The 20,420-nt window shown below is 45.1% G+C and carries 18 protein-coding genes; 9 read left to right on the top strand and 9 right to left on the bottom strand.

Features of this window, described 5'->3' with window-relative positions; genetic code table 11:
• Positions 1 to 37: 37 nt before the first annotated feature.
• The 3 genes from MHN02_RS19320 to MHN02_RS19310 all read right to left on the bottom strand — a co-directional run bounded on the left by MHN02_RS19320 (position 38) and on the right by MHN02_RS19310 (position 3,457).
• Positions 38 to 1,375, bottom strand: a complete 1,338-nt coding sequence (locus tag MHN02_RS19320) for an alginate export family protein (protein WP_239247749.1) — start codon at positions 1,373 to 1,375, stop codon at positions 38 to 40.
• Positions 1,376 to 1,521: 146 nt separating this feature from the next.
• Entirely contained in the window at positions 1,522 to 2,319 is a 798-nt protein-coding gene (locus MHN02_RS19315; protein ID WP_014975545.1) for a transporter substrate-binding domain-containing protein, read from the bottom strand.
• Positions 2,320 to 2,338: 19 nt separating this feature from the next.
• Complete coding sequence (locus tag MHN02_RS19310; protein ID WP_014975544.1) at positions 2,339 to 3,457, bottom strand: porin; 1,119 nt, start codon at positions 3,455 to 3,457, stop codon at positions 2,339 to 2,341.
• Between the two features lie 344 nt (positions 3,458 to 3,801).
• Between MHN02_RS19310 and MHN02_RS19305 the strand changes: the two genes are divergently transcribed.
• The 4 genes from MHN02_RS19305 (at position 3,802) to MHN02_RS19290 (ending at position 5,844) form a co-directional block, all read left to right on the top strand.
• The gene (locus MHN02_RS19305) at positions 3,802 to 4,056 is read left to right on the top strand and encodes a Rho-binding antiterminator (protein ID WP_239247747.1); all 255 of its coding nucleotides are present in this window, start codon (positions 3,802 to 3,804) and stop codon (positions 4,054 to 4,056) included.
• A 48-nt stretch (positions 4,057 to 4,104) separates the two neighbouring features.
• Positions 4,105 to 4,491: a VOC family protein gene (locus MHN02_RS19300; protein ID WP_239247745.1), complete on the top strand. Its 387-nt coding sequence runs from the start codon at positions 4,105 to 4,107 to the stop codon at positions 4,489 to 4,491.
• A gap of 92 nt (positions 4,492 to 4,583) precedes the next feature.
• A complete protein-coding gene (locus tag MHN02_RS19295; RefSeq protein WP_014948122.1) occupies positions 4,584 to 4,895 on the top strand; it encodes a hypothetical protein in 312 nt (103 codons plus the stop codon).
• A 223-nt stretch (positions 4,896 to 5,118) separates the two neighbouring features.
• Positions 5,119 to 5,844: a YitT family protein gene (locus tag MHN02_RS19290; RefSeq protein ID WP_049588369.1), complete on the top strand. Its 726-nt coding sequence runs from the start codon at positions 5,119 to 5,121 to the stop codon at positions 5,842 to 5,844.
• A 425-nt stretch (positions 5,845 to 6,269) separates the two neighbouring features.
• On the opposite strand, the gene alr is transcribed toward MHN02_RS19290, so the two are convergent.
• On the bottom strand, positions 6,270 to 7,346 hold the full coding sequence (alr, locus tag MHN02_RS19285; protein ID WP_049588368.1) for an alanine racemase: 1,077 nt from the start codon (positions 7,344 to 7,346) through the stop codon (positions 6,270 to 6,272).
• 190 nt (positions 7,347 to 7,536) lie between these two features.
• Between alr and murQ the strand changes: the two genes are divergently transcribed.
• Positions 7,537 to 8,550 carry an N-acetylmuramic acid 6-phosphate etherase gene (murQ, locus tag MHN02_RS19280; RefSeq protein ID WP_239247743.1) on the top strand — a complete coding sequence of 338 codons (1,014 nt, stop codon included), beginning with the start codon at positions 7,537 to 7,539 and terminating at the stop codon, positions 8,548 to 8,550.
• 18 nt (positions 8,551 to 8,568) lie between these two features.
• Positions 8,569 to 10,071, top strand: coding sequence for a DUF1343 domain-containing protein (locus MHN02_RS19275; protein ID WP_239247741.1), 1,503 nt, complete (start codon positions 8,569 to 8,571; stop codon positions 10,069 to 10,071).
• Between the two features lie 159 nt (positions 10,072 to 10,230).
• Here the strand turns inward: MHN02_RS19275 and MHN02_RS19270 are convergent, their stop codons facing one another.
• Both MHN02_RS19270 and MHN02_RS19265 read right to left on the bottom strand, forming a co-directional pair.
• Positions 10,231 to 11,301 carry a mechanosensitive ion channel domain-containing protein gene (locus MHN02_RS19270; RefSeq protein WP_101563399.1) on the bottom strand — a complete coding sequence of 357 codons (1,071 nt, stop codon included), beginning with the start codon at positions 11,299 to 11,301 and terminating at the stop codon, positions 10,231 to 10,233.
• A gap of 106 nt (positions 11,302 to 11,407) precedes the next feature.
• On the bottom strand, positions 11,408 to 13,381 hold the full coding sequence (locus MHN02_RS19265; RefSeq protein ID WP_239247739.1) for a glycoside hydrolase family 3 N-terminal domain-containing protein: 1,974 nt from the start codon (positions 13,379 to 13,381) through the stop codon (positions 11,408 to 11,410).
• Between the two features lie 196 nt (positions 13,382 to 13,577).
• Here MHN02_RS19265 and MHN02_RS19260 point away from each other — a divergent pair, with 196 nt between their 5' ends.
• Together MHN02_RS19260 and ggt are read left to right on the top strand one after the other, a co-directional pair.
• Complete coding sequence (locus MHN02_RS19260) at positions 13,578 to 14,954, top strand: Na+/H+ antiporter NhaC family protein (protein WP_014975536.1); 1,377 nt, start codon at positions 13,578 to 13,580, stop codon at positions 14,952 to 14,954.
• 76 nt (positions 14,955 to 15,030) lie between these two features.
• Positions 15,031 to 16,749, top strand: coding sequence for a gamma-glutamyltransferase (gene ggt, locus MHN02_RS19255; RefSeq protein ID WP_239247737.1), 1,719 nt, complete (start codon positions 15,031 to 15,033; stop codon positions 16,747 to 16,749).
• A gap of 156 nt (positions 16,750 to 16,905) precedes the next feature.
• Here the strand turns inward: ggt and MHN02_RS19250 are convergent, their stop codons facing one another.
• Positions 16,906 to 17,376 (bottom strand): NYN domain-containing protein, encoded by a 471-nt coding sequence (locus MHN02_RS19250; protein ID WP_014948113.1) that lies wholly within the window; start codon positions 17,374 to 17,376, stop codon positions 16,906 to 16,908.
• A gap of 89 nt (positions 17,377 to 17,465) precedes the next feature.
• Between MHN02_RS19250 and MHN02_RS19245 the strand changes: the two genes are divergently transcribed.
• Positions 17,466 to 18,173 (top strand): PepSY domain-containing protein, encoded by a 708-nt coding sequence (locus MHN02_RS19245; protein WP_239247735.1) that lies wholly within the window; start codon positions 17,466 to 17,468, stop codon positions 18,171 to 18,173.
• Between the two features lie 52 nt (positions 18,174 to 18,225).
• On the opposite strand, the gene MHN02_RS19240 is transcribed toward MHN02_RS19245, so the two are convergent.
• Both MHN02_RS19240 and MHN02_RS19235 read right to left on the bottom strand, forming a co-directional pair.
• Entirely contained in the window at positions 18,226 to 18,642 is a 417-nt protein-coding gene (locus MHN02_RS19240) for a VOC family protein (protein WP_049588357.1), read from the bottom strand.
• A gap of 11 nt (positions 18,643 to 18,653) precedes the next feature.
• Positions 18,654 to 20,060, bottom strand: a complete 1,407-nt coding sequence (locus MHN02_RS19235; protein WP_014948110.1) for an aldehyde dehydrogenase family protein — start codon at positions 20,058 to 20,060, stop codon at positions 18,654 to 18,656.
• Positions 20,061 to 20,420 lie beyond the last annotated feature (360 nt).

Below are 20,420 nucleotides of genomic sequence, written 5' to 3'. Positions count from 1 at the left end.
CTGTACCCAGTTTACGCGGGCTATTTAGCCGGAGATTTTAAAAGGTATACAAAGCGCCAGTGAATAAAAAGGCGCTGTTGTCGCTGTAATCTCCACGCGCAAAACCCTCTCCTTTTTTGAGGTAGGCTCCACCTAGCACTAATCGCAACTCGGGTCGCACTTGATAACGCCAGCGAGCTTCCACTTGATGGCCAATGAAACTGTCCACGTCTTGAGGTGCTTTTTGGTACCACATGGCTTTGTAACCAAGCATAATGTTGTGCGCTTTTGCTGGCTTAGACACGCTTCGAAGCCCCACTGCTTTTAGGTTTCTACGTGGCATAGCCTGATATACATCAGTAGGTCCGAAATCAAAACGTCGCACGCCGTATAAAGTATCAAAGTCAGAGATTGTGTCATCGCTTGTGTCGTTGTCGCCACTGATATAGTCAACTTCAGCTCTAAGAAAGGTGTTGTCTGTAATCTGTTTCCCAACATAACCAAACAGCATATATGCACGAACGTCTTTCTCGTCTGTATCGTTAGCAGATGCGGTTTGATAAGAAGTTCCCGTTTGCCCCACCACCTCTATATTTGTTATCAGGCCATTATTGAAAGGCTGGGTATAGTCCACACTCAATGTGTACAGATCACGGTTTTTGGTGGCAAGTGCTTCACTATCGTCTTCTTTTAACCAGTAGCTTTGCAGCTTGACGTTGTTGTCTTTTGACTCAGCGTACACACCAAAGAATTTTCGTTCGCTAAAGCTTTTGTCGAACGCGCGTTCGTTCCCGTCCAGACTTTCACTGTCAGTAGGAAAGCGAGATACCGGCAGCACGTACACGCCATGTACTTGCCAATCTGCAACTCTTGCTTCCACCACAATTCCATCATAGCTATTGGTGGCATTGCGATAGGCTGTTTTGGCCAATAGCCTGCGACTACCGTAGTCGAGCTCCATACGCCCTACCTTTATCGCAGACACTTCGTATAAGCTAGATTCTCGTTCAGGTTTGTAGGTGATAAAAAACTGTGTAGGCTCTAGTGTATTAACCTGATTGGCCGTTAGCGTTGGATCGTTTTCATCCAGAAACACTCGCGAGTCACGTATTTCAATCGTTGCCGCGAGGTTTTGATAACTTACCGTAGAATTCACGATAAAGCGTGTTGAAAGACGCTGATTACTTTGTTCTCGAGCAGCTGATGATGTTGGAAATATAGGGTTATTCAACGACTCGTAGCGCACTCTAAACGAGCCAGAGACATCAAAGGTTATTTCATCACTCGACGCGTTGGCTAACGGGGAAATAACAACGAGTATTAGCAGAAGGCATGTGCTCAACAGCGAGCGAAAACGACCACGCCCGTAAAGTCGCACAAATAAAGGGCTGCGCATTAGGAAATAACCATTACATCAGTATCATGTGCACTGAAGTATATAGATTATTTTTATTATCGCACTGCCCTTTTAGTTTAATTTATTATGCCTTTGGCGTTTAGCCAGCGGGGCTTATCTATAGCCCCTTAGGCCTGAAACGCCAGCTAGCGTCTGTCAAAATTCACTTTTTTCTGCGGATGCTGATAGTAGCCTTCTTTTAGAAGGCGTTTAAAGCGGGTCAGTTTTCCGTCCAGTGTTAACTCTTCTAACCCTTTATTAAATAGCGACAGAATAAGCTGACTGTCACTTTCGCCTTTAGGCACTAACAGGTGCGTGGTTACAGTTGAGATAAACGGCTTAATGGGCATCACATCTCTGCGGTCGCCACTATCGAAATCACGCTGAAGCAAGTACCATCCTGTTAACTCATCAATGGGAAAAACGTCAATTTTACCGTCAATCAGCGCCTGTAAATTGTCTTTGTCTGTGGCACTTTCCACAACATTACTGCTGCTTTTAATGTAAGCGGCAAGTTCATCGTTGTATAAATACCCTTCTGTTACGCCCATCTTTAGGTCTTTTAAGTCGCTTAATTCAGCCCAAGTATCAGGGCCCTTTTCAGCATTAACATAAAACACCAAGCTTTCCGCACTAATAGGGTTACTGTGGAAAAACTCGCTTTCCCGGGCGCGTACAAAATTGCCGTATGAGATGGCGTCGTATTCGCCTTTCAGCGTTGCTTCAAGCGCTTCTTCCCAGGGTAAAGATACAAACTCAACCACAACGCCCGTCTCTAAAAACGCATCAGCGATTATGTGATTGATATAACCGTCGTGCTGCATATCAGTTGACGTATAAGGGGCATACTCTGTGGTCGCTATTCGCAGTTTCATCCACGCATGGGCAAAACTTTGCATTGGAACTAGCGCTAGTATAAATGTCGCTATTAATAGTAATCGCATGTCAAAGTCCTGTTAGTGATTAGAAGTAAATACCAAGGTTTATGTTCAGGCGGTGGGTAGTTTCTTGTCTACCACCTAAGTCGAGTCCCACGCCCGGACCGCCTGAGAACCACATGTTTTTGCCTTGGATACTATCTACATATACAAACAATTTATCCCAGCCAAAGCTACAGCCGTTTATCCACTGCGACGAGTTTTTCCCTTCACTTCCTTCACCTTTTGCCACGCTGTACTCTGAGTAACAAGTAAGTGATTCTATGTGAGTAAACTTATAAGGCACAGAGTACACAAGGTTTGCTGAATAGGTTTTACCGTCGGCCGCGGCTAAGAACGGGAAGGTGAAAGAGGATAGCGCTATGCGATCGTCTGCTTGCCCTTCTGGTGCAGCCAAATCGTATTCATAATCGATATACTGCAGTTCGACTTTAAGGTCGCCTTGGGTATGGCGCATATGCACGGCATAGGCATTCATATCACCATCGTCCAGGGTATCCAGGTTTAAGATGTTGCCGTACTGGTAAGACACGCCAATATCGGTAGTGCCTCCGCGAATAAAGTTTGCCGTGTAGTTAGCACGTAAATTGTATTGGCCGTCTTCTTTATTTCGATATTCACCGTCGTCCGCCACGTCGAACGAATAGCGCCCAAACTCAGCGGCATCGTTGTACTCGTCGTTCATAAAATAGGCGGCTTGAAAATCCCAGTTACCCCAATCATGGTTTATTTTCACCCCAGCATCGTAATCATCTTCGAAGCCAAGATAATAATTTACCGAGAACCAAAAGTTGTTACTGGCAAAGGGCTGCAAACCAAACGGTGTTTGGGTTATACCTGCTGTAATCTCGGTTTGCTCATCGAAATGATAAGTCAGGTCGGCGAACCTTACTGTGTCGAAGTCTGTGTTTTCGTACCATCGATATTCGGCTTTATAGCTAAATTGATCTGACTCACCCGACACGCCAAGTTTGAATGATTCAAATTCGAAACCATCTCTAAACTCGGGAATTTGCCAGTCTTGATGCCCGTAGTTAACCCTAACATGACCGCTTAAATTAAAGGGAAGTTCGTCGGCATTTGCGAAGCTTGAGGTGCACGAGGCTATTGAAACTAAAGAAAATGCGGATAGTAGCTTGTTCATTACTGTTCCTGTATTGAATTTTTGGCGGGAACCCTTTGCTAAAAAATGCCTCTAAGAAACATGAGGGGCGTTCGAGCGCTTAGGTGTTTCGCGCACCAAAATAAATCCTTCAGTACTAACAATACTGAGCAAACCTTAAAAAAAGATCATTTGTTAAGGTCAGACTTCTGTGAAGTGACTCATGCAAATTAATCGCCCCCCGCAAGGCGACGGCATTTAAACATTGGTCCTTTATTGTGGAAAGTGAAGTGCTAAGTATGCGCGGTAGATGCGGAAAGTTTTGCTGTGAACGTCAGGTCTTATCTACTAATTGGTCGCCACTTGAATAAAGAATAGGGGAATATGTGAACATAGCGTGCCAGCTTTACGACTACATCGAAATTGCGTGTATGTATGGGCTTGAAGTGAGCGTGGTATTAAAAGACGGGAATACGATAAACGGTAAAGCATTGACCACAGTCATCGATAAACGCAACGACGTGGCCACAGAGTGTATTCAAATGTCCATCGACAAAAACACGCAAAATATTGCGCTTAATGAAATCGCTCAACTTCACGCAATAACTGACAACCCGCATTTCAGCTCAGTCAGCTTTTAGGTAGTATGCGCAGCTAACTTAGCTTAACTTTCAAAGTGATCCTGATTTATGACGCAAAACCTCTCGGCCATTACTTTTTTTGTAGACGACTACGACAGTGCCATTGAATACTTCACCACGGTTTTAAACTTTACCTTAACCGAAGACAAAGTAACCGGCGAAAACTCGCGTTTTGTTCTGGTAACCCCACCACACAGTGCTACGAGCTTGTTGTTGGCGCAAGCAAAAAATGACACAGAAATGGCACTCATTGGCAGCCAAGCCGCCGATAAAGTATTTTTAATTTTGAATACTGACGACTTCTGGCGCGACTTCAATGCCATGCAAAGCAAAGGGGTGGCATTTTTAGAAACCCCTCGGGAAGAAGTGTATGGTACGGTAGCCATCTTTAGAGATAAGTTTGGCAATAAGTGGGATTTGATCCAAACCACCTAATTGCACTTTATATAAGTGCGCCTTGTCGTTGCGATATTTTTTGCGGCAAGGTTTTAAATGAATAGTGTAAGGAAGTAGAGGAGAAGTAGCACGTGCAGGCCATGAAGCGTTCCATTATTGCTGATGTTGTTGCAATAGCGGCAATAGCACTGTTGATCACTACGACGTTTTATTGGATAGAAGCAAGGCGCGAAGTCATAATTCTCTGCGATAATTTTACGCCTGGCGTATCGAAAAAAAGTGTCGAACGCCAGCTAGATACTGCAAACTTATTGTTGTGGGATACAGAGTTTGTTGCAAATGGCAGCAAAATCGAAGCATATAGCCCTCTACACCTAGGCATTATGAAATGCAGCGTAGAGTTTAATAAGCAAGATACCGTTGTATTCTCTATTGTTGAGTAATCAGACTCCCTAGCAGCTTCCTCTACTTTTAGCGTTTTTTTGTGAACCAGGTTGGTGCAACGTTTACATCGGCGCAACACCCTATTCACCGGTGTGCTAAAAGTCGTAAAGGCAAACTTACCTTCCGCCATTTATCGCACCGCGTTAACTTTTCATCTAGCTGTAACCTACTGTGTTGTAAACGTATAATTACGCTGTGTCTTCTTAACGCAAACTTTTTCTTATGCAAAAAACAAAACACAGTGTCATCGAGGATGTTTTCGCCCTGATAAGCGCCGGCTTGTTTGTTGCTTTTGGCGTATATTTATTTCAGTCTCAAGACTTAATGGTAGGTGGCGCGGCAGGCTTAGCGCTGTTAGGTACTTATGCCGTAGATATGGACTTCGGCTTGCTATTCTTTCTGATTAACTTACCGTTTTACACCCTAGCTTGGACGCAAATTAGCAAGCGTTTCACCATTAACACCTTTATATCCGTCACCACGGTTTCTGTACTAACTGAGCAAATTCCAGCGTTTGTGGATATTAGCCACGTAAACCCATTTTTTGCGGCGGTATTTGGCGGTATTTTAATTGGTGTAGGTATGCTGATGATGTTTCGTCATAGCTCAAGCCTTGGTGGCGTTGGTATTATGGCGTTCTATTTACAACAGCGTTTCAATATTAGAGCCGGTACATTCCAGCTAACCGTAGATAGCTGTATATTACTTAGTGCTCTGTTTTTCATCGCTTGGCCTTTAGTGCTGATTTCAATTTTAGCGGCATTTTGTTTGAACATGGTTATTTCGCTTAACCATAGACCAGAGCGTTACTTCCCAGTGCAAGGCGAATCTGAATCAAAAAAGGCAAACGTTGAGTCAAACAACGCCGATACCAATCACATGGAAAATCGTGCTGAGAACAGCCTAGAACAGTGCTTAGACAGCGAGCTTCGCGCACAAAACGGCTAAATTTACTCAGCCAGTCTTTGCCATTCGGTCATAAATTTTCGCTGTTACCCCCCTCAAAAAGAGACAGCAGCGATGATTAGGGCAACAAATAAAAAGCCCGGTTAGGCACAACCTAACCGGGCTTTCTTGTATCTTTTATTTGTATTCCTAGACGCCTACAACAAACCTATTGCTTCTTCTGAACAGGTCTTGACGGTCGACTTACTACTCCACGGTTCACTCTTGGACGAGAAAACGAAGTACGCATACAAACCTCACTTATGAGTTGTTGCTCAGCACAGTTGGAGGCGAAACATTCACCGCAATCCCGCAACCAAGCCGATACAGTATAGGCTCAAAATGGGGGTAAAAGTCTCATTCTTTTAATGAATAGTGCTTTATTAAAACTTATATAAAGATTGGCCAAATTGGCACTGCTTTGAAAGTTAAAGGTATTTTACAATGCGCGGCACCCGTTGAGAAACGCGGGTCATTAATTCGTAGTCGATAGTGTCAGCATTAGCCGCAACTTCCTGAATTGGCACATTCTGCCCCCAGAGTTCAACTTCATCGCCCACCGCGACGTTGTCGATATGAGTTACATCGATTGTGATCATGTCCATAGAAACGCGGCCAGCTAAATAGGCGCGTTTACCTCTAATCATTACCGGCGTACCGTTTTTGCAGTGTCTTGGATAGCCATCGGCATAACCAATGCCAACGGTTGCAATTTTGCTGGGCTTACTTGCTACCCAGGTTTGACCATAACCAATTCCCTCGCCTGCCGGTATGGTTCGTACTGCTAATACACTGGAGCGAAGTGTCATGGCAGGGTAGATTTCAATGTCGAGATTTTGTGAGGTAGAAACGGCACCGCCATAAACCCCCACACCTAAACGGTTCCAAGCATTTCGACTTGCAGGCCAGTTTACCGTGGCGGGAGAATTAGCCACGCTGGTTGGCAAGTCCAATTTACTCGCTACTTGATTGAACGCATCGATTTGCGTGTTGGTAAAGTTATTATCTACATCGTCAGCGCACGCAAAGTGCGTAGCAATAACCGTTTGCTCGCTAAGTAGATGATTGTACTTAGCAGTAATCCCTTCGATATCGGAAAGGGCAAATCCCAACCGGTGCATTCCGCTATCCACTTTAAGCCAAATATGCGGGCGCTGCTGTTCGGGGCAGCTTTCTAACCACGTAAGCTGTTCTTCACAGTGCATAACTAATATACAGTTATGCTGAAACGCCATTTGGCACTCTTTTGCCTGATGTGCCCCTTCTAACACCACAATAGGCGCAGAAATTCCCGCGTCGCGAAGCGCAATGGCTTCCTCAATTATTGCTACGGCAAAACGCGAAGAAACATGCTGAAGAATGCGCGCTACATTTACAGCTCCATGACCATAAGCGTCGGCCTTTACTACCGCCATAGACTGACTTGAGGGCGCTAAAGCAGCAAGGGCTTTAAAATTATGTAAAAGGGCATCAGCATGAATGATAGCTTGCGTTTGTCGGCTCACAGAAAAACACGTTCCTTAAATGTTTAATGAGAAAGAATATCGAAAGCCAAAGTGTACCACGAGAAACGTATTAGCTGCGCAGGATTAATAATGAAAAACGTACCATCTAACGCAAGGTTTCTTATGGCATAAAATACCGTTATGCTTTGCGCTAGCTCATTATCACAATTTCGTTGCCCCAAGGTTTTTAATGTCTTCGCACAATTCTTCTACTTCAGAATCATCCGCCAACGCCAGTATTAAAAATACAGTCAGTACTGACAATGAAGCGGCAGGTAATAAACCCACCGTTAACGAATTAGCCCAGTCACTGAATAAAATTGTGTCCGAAGGCAGAAACCCAGACACCCTCGATATAGACACGCTAAGCACGGAAGGCATTCTTGCCCGCATTAACAAAGAAGACGCGAAAGTGGCAAACGCAGTTACCTCGCAAATTCCGCAAATTGGAAAAGCGGTGGATGCTGCAACCATTAGCATTAAAAGTGGTGGCAGGCTTATTTATATAGGCGCGGGAACCAGCGGCAGGCTGGGCATACTTGATGCGGTAGAGTGCCGCCCCACGTTTAGCGTGCCTGATGAACTGGTTGTTGGCGTGATAGCTGGCGGTGAAAAAGCCATTCAGCACGCCGTAGAAGGTGCAGAAGATGACGTCGACGCGGGGCGTGCTGATCTTGTAGCGCTGTCCTTAAACCACAACGATACCGTTATTGGTATTTCGGCAAGCGGTCGTACACCCTATGTAAGTGGCGCACTGGAATATGCCCGTTCGCTTGGCTGCTTTACTGGCGCTATTGCATGTAGCCCTAACGTCGCTATTTTTACCCATGCTGATGTAGCTATATGCCCAGTTGTTGGTCCTGAGGCACTTACTGGCAGTACGCGCATGAAGTCGGGTACGGCGCAAAAGCTAATTCTTAATATGATTAGCACCAGCACAATGATTAAGCTGGGGAAAACCTATCAAAACTTAATGGTAGATGTGAATGCCACTAACGAAAAACTAAAAGCCCGTGCGCTTCGCATAGTTATGCAGGCTACGGACTGCAGTGAAAATGCTGCTTTAGCAGCGCTTAGTGCGTGTAACAACAAAGCTAAAGTTGCTATTTTAATGGTATTAACGGGGCAATCTGCCGAGCAGGCCGCCGCTCAATTAGATGCTAGCGGTGGGTATTTACGTTCCGCCGTGAATAAAAGCGAATAACCACGGTAGCCTAATGCTATGAAAGTTTTAACTTCGGTCACATTGAACAAGGTTTTTAGACGCCTAACGTCGAGCGCATTCATTGCAATACTATCTTCAGCACTAATTAGCTTATCGCTTAACGGCTGTGCACAGCAAAGCTTATCTACACATGTATATACAAGTGATACAGGTGGCAACGCGAAGCATCCTACACTAATAGAAAAGCAGCCTGTATCAAGCACTAAGCCGTTTACTGTAGGCGCTGAACGCTATTCGAAATACCTGCCCTTGCTAGCAGGTAAACGGGTTAGTTTGGTGGTAAACCAAAGCGCGTTGGTTTCGAGCCACAGCGCATTGCCTTCTAGCACGGTTGAGCCTGAAGAGCGCGAATCGAGCAACAGCTTGGCTGCACAAAAAAATAAGATAAAGACAAGCCAGCGCAATCAGCACCTGCTTGATGCCCTTCTTCAACGCAGTGTTAATGTTGTAAGTATTATGTCGCCGGAGCACGGATTTAGAGGAGACAAAGGCGCCGGCGAAAAAGTAGATAGCAATATTGATGCTAAAACCGGTATACCTATTCACTCCCTTTACGGCGCAACCAAAAAGCCTACCCCCGACATGTTGGATGGCATCGATGTGATTGTTTTCGATATTCAGGATGTAGGCGTACGCTTTTATACCTATTTAAGCACCTTGCACTATGTGTTGGAGGCGGCATTTGCGCGTAATATCGACGTTATCGTGTTAGATAGGCCAAATCCTAATGGCAGCTATGTTGACGGGCCAGTACTTCAATCTGAATTTTCGTCCTTCATTGGCATGCATCCTATTCCCGTCTTACACGGTATGACCTTGGGCGAACTTGCTCAAATGATTGTGGGGGAACAGTGGTTAGATATTGACGTGAGCAGTTATGACAACGCTAAGCTTACCGTTGTCCCAGTGCAGGATTATCAACGCACTGCATATTATTCATTGCCCGTAGCCCCTAGCCCTAATCTGCCAAACGATTTATCGATACTCCTTTATCCAACGCTGTGCTTTTTTGAGGGCACCGACGTGAGTATAGGTCGCGGCACTGACTTTCCCTTCCAACTTATTGGCCACCCGTTTGTTGAATTTGGTAAAACCGAGATACCGGTAAATGCAAATAGCGCAGCGCCCCACCCTAAACATGAAAATACTCTGCTAAGTGCACATGTCTTTTCTTATGCTGATCCAACGATCTTTGAAGGCTCTGACTCTAAGCAAACAACTCACAAGCGCTCACCAATTAGTGGCTTAGATATCGCTACATTGACAGATGCCTATTCTCGTTTTTCTGAATATAACAAGATGATCAGCGCCAGTAATGCCTCTGAAGAAACCTTCTTTACTCGCCCAGATTTCTTCGACAAATTAGCGGGCACTGATGCACTACGAATTCAAATTCAGACTGGCAAAACGCCTACAGAAATTCGCCAAAGTTGGCAGAAAGATTTAAATAAATTTAGAGAAAGACGAAAGGCCTATTTGCTTTACGACGACACGGATTGATCGACAGATAAGCACCTTTAGCTTTGAGAATTTGAGGTATCATATCAAGGTAAATGTGGAGGAAGTGTTAGCGATACTAAACTTACCACATAATGCGTAAGTAAATACTCACACCCGCATAGCCCCAGATTTAATGGAAGCTAAAAAAGTTAGTAAAAACTAACCTTCTTCATTTTTTGTTTTTACCAAAGCTGCGAGCTGAGCTTCAGCGGTGGCTTTTTGATGTTTAAGCTCATCTCTGTTTTCGCCGTCACTCTCAGCGATTTTTGCATCAATATCGGCGATCGTCTGCATCAGCGTTTCTTTACTTTTTTCTTTTTGCTCGGCCTCTTCAGCTTTGTCAAAAATAACGTCTTCAGGAGATGCTTCTTCTTGTTTAGTGTGTCCAGGCGATTTAGCTATCATTTTCAAACCGTCGGGCTGGGGGCGTTGATTCATAAAGCTAGGAGAAACAATTTCAATATCGGCATTATGCAAAGCGTCGAGTACGGCTTTGTGAAGCCTTGAGCGCGCGCTCAGCAAACTCTTCACTTCAGTTAGTAGACCTGAAATGCGATAACTTACTGAAAAGTCGCCTAGCCCAACCACTTGTACAAATGGCTCTGACAGCTGGGCATTTTCAGCTGCCACAAGTAAGTGCTTTTCAATAATGCTGTGATGAATATCGTAACCTAAGCTGATATCCACACTAACAATTGCGCCAGACGCTCTGGTCACAGAAACGGGCGAATTCACCATCAGCGTATTGGCAAAGGCAATAAGCTCTCTGCTCTCAGTCTGAATTTCCACATCGAGTAAACCCATTTCGGTAACGCGACCGCTGTAGCCTTCTACCTTGATAAAGTCACCCACTTTAAACGGACGGTTTACACGAAGTACGATCCCCGCCATCAAATTCCCAACCATAGTGGTAGAAGAAAAGGCAATCACACCTGATATAAGTACGCCGATAAGTGCAATAACCTGATTTCTAGTACTCTCACTTACAGGGAGCGTCATTGCAATTACAACAGCGCCAATGATAGTAAGTACCAACATTCCAACTTGGCGAGGTAACTTCTGCTCACTAGTAAGATGGCTCTGCTTGGCTAGCAGAAGGTAGTGCAGTGCGATGAGCGCACTTATTACCAATACAATAGCGACAAGAAGCGGAACAAAAGGGAACAACGCACTTAATACCGTATCGACTAATGAAGTTTGCGTAGCACCTGATGTATTTGTTGTATTCACGATAACTCCTTTTAAAATGGCTTTTGAAATGGCTTTTGGCTTGGCTCTTTGTTCGCACTTAAATGGGCAATATCTTTGGTTTTGGTCTCTGCTTTCGCGTGGCCACCTATTTCAACGAAACAGGTGAACGTCCCTCAGCGAGCGCGCTACCAAGTATTACATCAACCAAAGCATTAAGACTATAGCTCGTAACGTGCTGATTTTCTTTATCACTTTGCTGTGTAATGTTCACCGCATAACTAAATGTAGCAATAGCAACATCGGCTAGCTCTTTCACGTCATGCGCTTTATATGGCATGCGCAGTGGAGCAAAGACCACGGTTTTATTCTGTGCTTTCGCAGCAACCATTATTTTTTTGCTAAATGCCATCACCTCAGTCTCGCTTGCGCGTCGTTTCACATGCTCAGGTAAATCGACTCCTCCTAATTCATAGTTAGCATGTAGCGGACTAATATTACCAACCACCAGCACGTCAGCTTGTTTTAGTAGATTCATTGCTAATTGGGTTTTAGGTAACGCAGTTAACGGCAAACACGCAAACTCCAGAGTCTTATTGTTGAAGTTGGAACGTGCGCGTGTAAGCGCGGCTTCAAATGCTAAACATCTTGCTGCGTCTGGCATAAGCGCCAACCAGCGATTTGAAGTTATTGGCAACTCATCCTTCCCGAAGAGTACAGATACCGACGATTTAGAAAGCGCTTTCTCAATTTGAATTCCTCGGTTTTTCAAACTGTTAGGATTATTCATTGAAGCATTTTCTTTCGCTTCATTGAGCCACCATGACATGGGCTTGGAAATAAAACTTTGCAAAGCAAAGCGCTGTTTTGCCTTAATAATACGATTATGAGACGCTTTCAAAAAAGCGCTTTCCTGAATTCGATTTGCAGCATTATCCAAAAGTAACGCGAACTTTTTTATGTCGTCTTGGGTTCTTATGGTGAACGGCATAAGCGCAATGTCAGCACCTGCGCTAAATGCACTAACTAATGCTTCTTCATGGGAGAAAAACTGAGTAATACCTGCCATGTCTAACGCGTCAGTAACGATAAGGCCTTGATATCCTAATTGGTTGCGAAGCAAATTGCTTAGTATCTTCTTCGACAAAGTAGCAGGAACTATTTGTGACTTACCATGCTTATCAATAATTGTCGTATCGTCTAAAGACGGGTACTGAATGTGTGCACTCATAACCATTGCAGGAGGCGTTGCACTATTAATGATATTCGCAAAAGGAAGGATGTCACCCGCCATAGCTTGCGCTTTGCTATGCGTTACTTGCGGCAAGCCACTGTGGCTATCTACATGGGTATCACCATGGCCTGGAAAATGTTTGATAGCACTCATTACACCTGTACTTTGCATAGCACTGACAAATGTCTGCCCGAGTGCGGCAACCTGCTCTGGATTTTCCGAAAAGCTGCGTACGTTAATAACGGGGTTCTTCGGCTCGCTATTTACATCAACCGACGGCGCAAAATTGGTGTTTATTCCCAGCGGTAAAAGCGTTTGCCCAATATGCGATGCCACACTTTGCGCAAATGCGCTGCCTCGCTGATGAAAAGTGGCGCCAATGGCCATGTTACCCGCAAACGGCGAGAGCATGTCTGAAGGCAACCTTGCTACTCTGCCCCCTTCTTGATCGACAGCAATAAACAACGGCTGACGACCTGCTTTTACCATATGCTGCTGCATGGTGTAATTGAGCGTAATTAACTGCTCGGTATTTTGAATGTTCTCTGAAAACAAAATAACACCGCCGATGTTGTGCGTACTAAGCACATTTAAAAGTGACGGTGGAATTACGGTCATGGGCGTACGGCAGCGTGATGACGGCGTATTGTCTTCACAGAAATAGCGAAAATCCAAAATGATTTTTTGCCCGAGCATGTTTTTTACAGCGCGAATTGTTTCGGCATCAGCGCTGGGCTTAGGATTATTCGAAGCGTTAGCACTTTCAGATTGAGCGGTTGCGCTAGCAGTAAACAGTGAAGCACTTAATAAAATGAGTATGCCTGACAAGATAGCGCTAAGGCCCATCAATGAAGCACGTTTTTTACAAATAACTTGCTGGAATAACAATGTTTATCTAATCCTTGGTAACACGAAGCACAATACGGTACGCTAGCATAAATGAGAGAAGCATGTTCGCCAACTTTGAACTGCAATCACACATTCTCTTACGCAAATAGACATACCTATAGGGCAAGTAGAGCGTAGTAACTTATCAAAGCTCAACAAGTCCTAGGCACACATAAATTTAAGTTTGGAAAGAAGTATGGATTGGATGTCAGTCATCCCCCCTCTTGTGGCTATTGCCGTCGTCTTTTGGAAAAAAGAAGTCATACTCGCATTAGCGCTGGCTGTTTTGTGCGCGGAAGCGTTAATTTTGGTAAATGCTGATATCGCTAGCAGCTATATGGCGCCCATTAATGCCATAGAGCGCGTGGTTGATACCGCCGCGAGTCCGGGCAATACACGTGTGCTTATTTTCTCTGTACTAGTGGGTGCGTTGCTCGCATTTATACGTGACTCTGGCGGAGTAACGGCAACGGTCAACTTTCTAGTAAACAAAGGGGTAGCGAAGAGTCGCAAACAAGTTGGCGGCTTGACCATGTTCACTGGCATCGCTGTATTCATAGAATCAAACTTAAGTGTGCTCACTGCCGGCATATTCGCCCGAGGTCTGTTTGACCGTTTCGGCATGAGCCGCGCGCGCTTAGCCTACATCATCGACTCCACCAGCGCGCCCGTTTGTATTTTGATTTTATTGAACGGCTGGGGGGCATTTATACTCAGCCTGCTCGATGCATACGAGCTACCAGCTTCGTCAGCCTCAATTTTATGGGGCAGCGTATTTTTTAACTTTTACGCTATCTTCACCTTACTTATCGTGGCCTACACTATTTCCGCTGACAAAGTGCATGGCCCCATGGCTGAGGAAGAAAAAGCACTAACGCATGTAGAGGTTAACCAAACTACGGAACCTGCCACCAAGGCACGTTTTATGTTGGTACCGCTAATAATAATGGTATTAAGCATGGTTGGCTTCATGTTCTGGACAGGTAATGGCGTATTGTCTGAAGGCAGCGGGAGCAAATCTGTACTTTACGCTACGGCTCTTGCCACTGCCATTGCCTATGGTCTGCTCTTAATCCACAAGCGTTTTACCCACAAGGAAGCGGTAGAAATTGGTTTTAAAGGGATGGGTGAACTACTTCCTCTAGTAACCATAGTGTTACTGTCGTTAACCTTAGGCAATAGCCTTAAGGTGCTTGGAACAGGCGTGTTTGTCGCGGGCATAGTGGGAGAGTATCTTCCTTTAGTGCTTATTGTTCCCATGCTATTTATTGCCGGAGCGATCATGTCGTTTACCACAGGCACGTCATGGGGCACATTCGCCATCCTAATTCCTATTGGTGTGCCGCTGATTCAAAGTTTAGGGTTACCCCCTTCACTGGTCATTGGCGCTATTTTGGGGGGCGGCATATTTGGTGATCACTGTTCACCTATTTCCGACACTACTGCCGTATCTTCGCTAGCAGCAGGTACTGACGTATTAACGCACGTTAAAACTCAGTTTCCCTACGCACTATTTGCGGGCGCACTTACGCTTATTGCCTATTTTGTAGCAAGCTTGGTCATGCTTGGTTAATGCCGTTGATTAAAGTTTGCTGGAAGTCAGTTGCTAATCGCAAAGGTTTAGCAATGTCTGTAACAAGGAGTTTGTAATGAAAAAGCGGATAGCTAACATCGGGTTTATCTCGGTAATAGTGGCATTTATTTCAGTAGTGGCAGCGTGTTCCCATGCGCCAAATCCCCCTGTTGATAGTGCTAGCAACAATACAGTAGGGCTTAGTCAACAGGCCGTTGCCATGCCTGACAGCTACAGTGCCGATGCTGCAATGCAGGTACTCCAAGAAGGTGGTAACGCAATTGATGCTGCTATTACGGCACAGTTTGTCTTGGCTGTTACTCTACCTGAGGCGGGCAACGTAGGCGGTGGCGGCTTTATGACAATAAAGTTTGAAGATAGCACCGACTTTTTAGATTACCGTGAAATGGCACCTGAAAATGCGCATCGCGATATGTATCTTGACGAGCAAGGTGACGTAAAACCGTACGAGTCTTTGTTTGGTGCTAAAGCGTCTGGCATTCCTGGTACCGTTGCTGGTATGTGGGCCGCGCACAAAAAATACGGCACATTGGATTGGGAGCGTCTACTCGCACCAGCCGTTGATTTAGCCGAGCAAGGTTTTGTGGTTCACGAGAAGCTGGCCAATAACATTGATCACTATATTGAGCGTACCAAAGAAGCATCTATCAATAACAACTTTAGCGAGTATTTTGCACACGCTAAAGCAGGCACTACCTTCAAACAGCCAGAGCTAGCGAAAACGCTTAAAGCTATTCAGCAACAGGGAAAGGATGGCTTTTATAAAGGCGATGTAGCAAAGCATATTGTTGATTTTATGCAGCAAAACGGCGGACTTATTACCTATGAAGACTTACTGGCTTACAAAGCAGTGTGGCGCAAACCTCTTCACCTAAACTGGCAAGGTTATGAGCTGGTGACCGCACCTCCTCCAAGCTCTGGTGGTGTTGCCGTTGCCCAGTGGATTGGCATGCTAGAAGCCTATGACGCAACGCACGACTTGCCAGCGCAAAACAGTACTGAATACATTCACGTTATGTCTGAAATAGGTAAGCGCGTGTTTGCCGACCGCGCTGAATACATGGGCGATCCTGACTTTGTTAGTGTTCCGGTAAAAGCGCTTACTGACGCTAACTATATTACTCAACGCGCAGCAGATATTCAGCCTACCAGTATTTCTGATACCCCAAGCGTTAAGCCTGGTTTAAAAGAAAGCGAAGATACAACACACTTCTCCATTATGGACAGATGGGGTAACGCGGTTGCCAATACAACGACCATCAACCTTACGTTTGGTAGCGGTGTTGTTGTGACTGGTGCTGGCTTTTTGTTGAATGATGAAATGGACGATTTTAGTGCTAAGCCTGGCGTGCCTAACTTCTTTGGCGCAGTGGGTGGTGAGGCGAATGCTATTGAACCTTACAAGCGCATGCTGTCTTCTATGACGCCAACGCTGGTCACTAAAGACGACCAAGTGGTACTGGTAACAGGCTCTCCTGGCGGCACTACCATTATTTCGTCAGTAACTCAGTCGCTATTGAATGCCCTGCTTTACGATATGAGCGCTGAAGAAGCCGTGAACTCACCACGTTTTCATCACCAGCTATTGCCCAAAGACACCATTCGTATGCACGACGGGTTTACAGAGGCAACGGTAAATGAGCTTAAAGCAATGGGCTATACTGTGGATAATCGTCGCTTTGGTGATGTGCATTTAATTAAGCGCACTAAAGAGGGTGTAGAAGCCGCATCTGAAAAAAGCGGACGAGGTAAGAGCCTAGTACAACCATATTAGTACAGCCTTATTAACACAGTCGTATTTACACAGCCGTCTTAGTACAACCGTATTAGCACAGGGCTGTTAGCTCAGCCACATTAGCTGAGCTCCATTAGTGTAGCTTTGAGGGCTCAGTGTAATTAGTTCAGCCTTGAACAAAGTACAAGCTGAAAACTACAGCAACAGCGTGGCGTCGATAGGCACGTATTTAGACGCCACTTTTTGAATACTTTCAGCCGTTAATGCAGGAACACCGTACACCGTTACGGTTTTCCCTTTTGCTTTAAGGGCGTTTACAAGAATATCGAAATCGCCGTCGCCCGACACCAAAATGATCTCATCAACATCGTCGGCGTGTTCAAGTGCATCTACTGTTATACCTACATCCCAATCACCTTTCGCCGAGCCGTCAGCACGTTGAATGAAAGGCTTTAACTTTACTTCAAACCCAATAGCACGAAGAATGTTTTGAAATTCACGTTGCTTGCTGTCCCCCCTGTCTATGGCGTATGCAAAAGCATGTGCTATGTCTAAATTGTAGGTAAGTTCACGCCAAAACTGGTTGTAATTAAAGTTACGTTTGTACGCCTGACGGCAGGTGTAATACACATTTTGTACGTCTACCAGCACTAATGCTTTATTCAAAACCACCCTCTTCTTCGGTTTACTCGGTTATTGTTTTCTGATGTTATAGCCTTTTGATAATAAAACCAAAAAACCTGATGATGAAATTTATGCGCAAAGCGCACAACTACCTAGGCTTAATACTATTTGTACAAATAGGCCTATGGTTTTTAAGCGGCTTGGTTATGGCCTGGTTACCCATAGATGAAGTAAGAGGTAACCATTTAAGGAACAGGGTAACCACATCATGGCACAGCGCTTCCGTTACTCCTTCTGATATTTTGCGTAACCACAGCAGCACTGCGGTGTTATCACTCACCCATCGCATAAATGAAGTAGGCCTCGCAGAACCGGGCTCGCTCAATGCTATTCCTGTTTATCATGTCGTGGATGACAACATTGCCTATCGCTACAGCGCATTAACAGGTGAAGCTTTGCAAACCATGCAAGAAAGCGCTATTCGTAAAGCAGCAAAAGGGCAATACGCAGGTACTGGCGATATTGGTGAGACCCAGCTATTAAGCGTGTTACCTCAAGAAGTGCAAAACCTGTCTGCGCCATTATGGCAGGTAAACTTCGATGACGACCTTAATTCGCGGTTTTATATCGACCCAAACACAGGCAGTGTTCTGCGCGTACGTACCGACACATGGCGGCTGTTTGATTTTATGTGGATGCTGCACATAATGGATTATAAGGACAGAAGTAACTTTAACACGCCGTGGTTAATTGCTTTTTCGGGCAGCGCCTTTTTGTTCACCCTTACAGGTGTTGCGCTTTTATATAAGCGCTTCAAACCAAAAAAGAAGAAGCGCTAGCCTAGTATCAGGCAGCTCTTTGATGTACGGCAAAGAGCAACTGCCCCCATTATTATGAAGCGAAAAGCTGAGAAATATCGGCGAACGCTTTGAACTCTAACGCGTTGCCGAAAGGGTCTTTGAAAAACATGGTGGCTTGTTCGCCCGGCTTTCCTTTAAAACGAATATAAGGTGCGATAACAAACTCGGTATCGGCAGCCTCTAATTTACTTGCCAGTGCTTGCCAATCGTCCATGGTTAGCACAACGCCAAAGTGCGGCACCGGCACAGCATGATCGTCTACCCCGTTATAGGCAGGCGGCGACGGCATAGCCTCTACACAATGGGTTACTAATTGATGGCCGAAGAAGTTCCAATCTATCCACTGGGTGTCACTACGGCCCTTTTCACAACCCAACAACTCACCGTAGAACGCTTCTGCGTCGGTTAAATTAGTGACCGGAATGGCAAGATGAAAAGGTTGAACCATGAAAACTCCTGTTATAAAAACTTCTTAAGCAACGACAGCTTAAACTTAGAAAACGGCGCATAACGAAAGAACACGTCGAGGGCGAATGAACGCTTCATTACCGTTTTAATATGACTGAATGTATCAAAACCTGCTTGGCCATGATAGCTACCCATGCCGCTATTTCCTACGCCACCAAACGGCAACTCAGGGTTAGTCATAAACAGCATAGTGTCGTTAGTACACACACTGCCTGAACTGGTTTTGCTGATAATATTATCAAGCACATCGTCCTTATCACTAAATGCATAAAGTGCGAGTGGCTTAGGCCTGCTGTTCACAAACTTAATGCCCGCCTCCATGTTGTCGACAGTGATAATAGGTAAAATAGGGCCGAAGATCTCTTCTTTCATTAGCGGGCTATCTAGCGATGGCTCCAGTACAAGGGTAGGCGCCATTGCTGGACGAGATTCATCTAGCTCGCCGCCATACACCACATTGACATTTTCAAGGTAACTTTCAAGACGCTTTAAGTGACGATGATTAACGATATTGCCGTAATCTCGTGACGATAAAGGTGCTTTGCCGTATTGCTTTTTCAGCTCTTTTTTAACCGCATCAATAAGCTTTTGCTCAAAGCCCTTTTCAACAATGACATAGTCAGGCGCAATACAAGTTTGGCCCGCATTCATCCATTTACCCCACACTAAACGACGCGCGGTGACAGCAAGGTTTGTGTTTTTATCAACAAAACAGGGACTCTTACCGCCAAGCTCAAGGGTTACTGGAGTTAAATGTTTGGCCGCGGCGCTCATGACAATTTTGCCCACCACTTCACCACCGGTGTAAAAAATATGGTCCCATTTGCAGGCAAGTAGCGCCGTCGCTTCATCTTTACCGCCTTCTATTACGGCAACGCATGAATTATCCATATATTGGGGGATAAGCTTAGCCACCAGCGACGAGGTTTCTTCAGCCAATTCAGAGGGTTTCAATACCGCACAGTTGCCCGCTGCAATAGCGGCGATATAAGGGGCAAGCAATAACTGAAGCGGATAATTCCACGCTCCGATAATAAGCACAGTGCCAAGCGGCTCAGGCTTGCGAAAGCTCTTACCTGGCCATGCCACCATAGGCGTTGATACTTTGCGTGGCTTTGCCCATTTATCCAAATGCTTAAGCGTATGCTTGATATCAGAAAGCAGAAACCCTTGTTCCGCTACCATGGCTTCGGTCTTACATTTGCCCAGGTCATTTTTAAGGGCCTGCAAAATGTCGTGCTGGTTGTCTTTCAGTAAAGTTTCTAATGCCTTTAACTGGCTTTTACGCCACTCCAAGGACTGGGTTTTCCCTGTATCGAAACTGTCGTTAAGCTTGTGAACAACGTCAACGAAACACACGCCAGTTTCCACTGCGTGAAGAGAAGGTCTATTTGGCATAAGAAGGCTCCGATAGCATAACACCCACTGCAACAATTCTATGACTCATCTTAAGATTGTTGTCGGGCAAAGCAGCGCAATAATTAACTGATACTATCTTATATTAATAGGGATGTTCGAAGACAACGCAACTAAATTGTTAATTAATGTTTAATGAGCTCGTATTTTAGGTGCAAGTGGCCGACGTTACACTTAAGAAGTATAAACAGTTAACTTTGAAGCGATAACAAGATTATATAAAAGTAAAAGGTCGAAAAATTACAAACATCGAGTAGGGTGAGGCGTCACCGCCTCATCCCTCTCACAGAACCGTACATACGGGCCTCGTATACGGCTCATGTACATAGTTATTTAGCGTAA

The organism is Alteromonas sp. CNT1-28, from assembly GCF_022348345.1.
Lineage (GTDB): Bacteria > Pseudomonadota > Gammaproteobacteria > Enterobacterales > Alteromonadaceae > Alteromonas > Alteromonas macleodii.
This window is presented reverse-complemented; position numbering and strand designations above follow the sequence as displayed.